Annotated in this window: 1 protein-coding gene and 1 pseudogene; both read right to left on the reverse strand. The window is 57.5% G+C overall.

The features are described 5' to 3' along the window. Positions 1–526: 526 nt before the first annotated feature. A pseudogene (locus AN233_RS06125) lies at positions 527–946 on the reverse strand (helix-turn-helix transcriptional regulator); the annotation flags it as partial. Between the two features lie 274 nt (positions 947–1,220). Beyond that, positions 1,221–1,571, reverse strand: a 351-nt coding sequence (locus AN233_RS17220) for a hypothetical protein (protein WP_176696650.1), incomplete at its 5' end; no start/stop codon positions are given.

A 1,571-nucleotide genomic window follows, 5' to 3' on the forward strand; every position in this document is an offset into this window, starting at 1 on the left:
ACAGCACTCCAGTTAGAGCGCCCGAAGTCAGGTCCGGTCCTAGTTCACTACAGGCCAGGTTTGAGATTCGAAGCACAACTCGTCAGAAACACGGCGTTTCTGGTATTATAATTATCCCCAGCTTTTCCCAAGACCTATTCAATTAATCTCGTTATCGTTGTAGGAACTATCTATATATACAGGAATTTGTTCGGTTTTGGATGTGTGGAAGCGTCCAGGCAGCACTGTTCGCCGGCGATGCGGATCACTGTTTTGTCGATCGTAATCAGAACCAGATTACCGTCGCTATCGGACTATAGATTTGATTTCTGCAGCCAATCATGGACGACTTGAGAGTTCTAGACACCAATCCCCCAATTTTGTTAACAGTATTTTAACGTGGTAGTTAATCAGGAGTAGAGTCTAAATCTGAGATTCATCAGGTCGGACAGTATCTTCTTTCTCTCTACATACACTAACACAACCCAGTCGCTACAACCACTAGAGAATGAGTTCAACTACGGACAGCAGAGATTAGACCCGCCACGTCGGCGTTGAACTCGTAGCGGCCGTCGGCCGTCCCGACGAGCCCACGGTCGCGAAACCGCTTGAGGACCCGGTTGACCGTGTTGCGGTAGTTGTCGCTCTGGGGGGCGATTTCGGAGACGGTTCGCGGCTGATTGAGGTAGTACAGTACTTCGAGTGCCTTGCCGGTCAGCAGCTCGGGGAAGTCGATGTAGGAGTTCTGGCGGACGAGGTCACGATAGAGCTCGACGGCGCGAGCATCCGACGGGACGACGCGTTTTCGACGGCCGTCGCGTTCCGTGTAGACGAGCCCCTTCTCGACGAGGTCGGCGACGGCACGGGAGAGGTAGCTCTCGCTGTGGTCGAGCTTCGTCGCGAGTTCGGAGATCGTGTCGCCGCGGTCGACCGTGGCGAGGGCCTCGAGTTCGATGCGCCGGAGCACGGTGTAACATAGTACGAAACTTGTTTATAAATAAGCTTCGAGATTTGTTACAGCTCGTCGAAGCGGAGCGGTCACGAACGGGTCTAGTCTCGGCACCGCTCGTGGTGTTTTTGCGCGCCCGCTGAGGGGCGGAGGCGCAGACAGCCCTCCAGAGAACCATGAGTACTGAGAGTTGCACGACGGTTCGGACCGGCGGACAGCGAGCAGCCGGTCGGGGAAGCTGGCAAGGCGTAGCGACCGACCGCGGCCGCGGGATCAGCCGTGCTGGACACAGTCACCGTGAGACCAGCCACCCGGGAGTGATCGCCTGATGAAGAACCTGTCCCGTGACGCGGAGAAGCGTCTCTCTCGCGAAGTCTCCGCGGCCGTCGCGGGCTTTGACTCGGTTCTGCTCAGCAACGTCATTCACGACCGATTCACCGCGGATGACCAGCTCGTCCACCTGGCAGAAGCGAGCGCCCGGCTGCAGTACGCGGTCGACACGCGACGTCGGGAGCTTGCGGACGACGAGACGGCAGAACAACTCGACGAACAACGCGGCGTGCTCAGCCACTCTATCGATCAACGTGCTCGCGAACGGCTCGCGGAGCTGTGTGAACTCGTCGTGCCGGATGCGCCCACGTGG

The sequence above is a fragment of the Haloparvum sedimenti genome (assembly GCF_001462205.1).
Lineage (GTDB): Archaea > Halobacteriota > Halobacteria > Halobacteriales > Haloferacaceae > Haloparvum > Haloparvum sedimenti.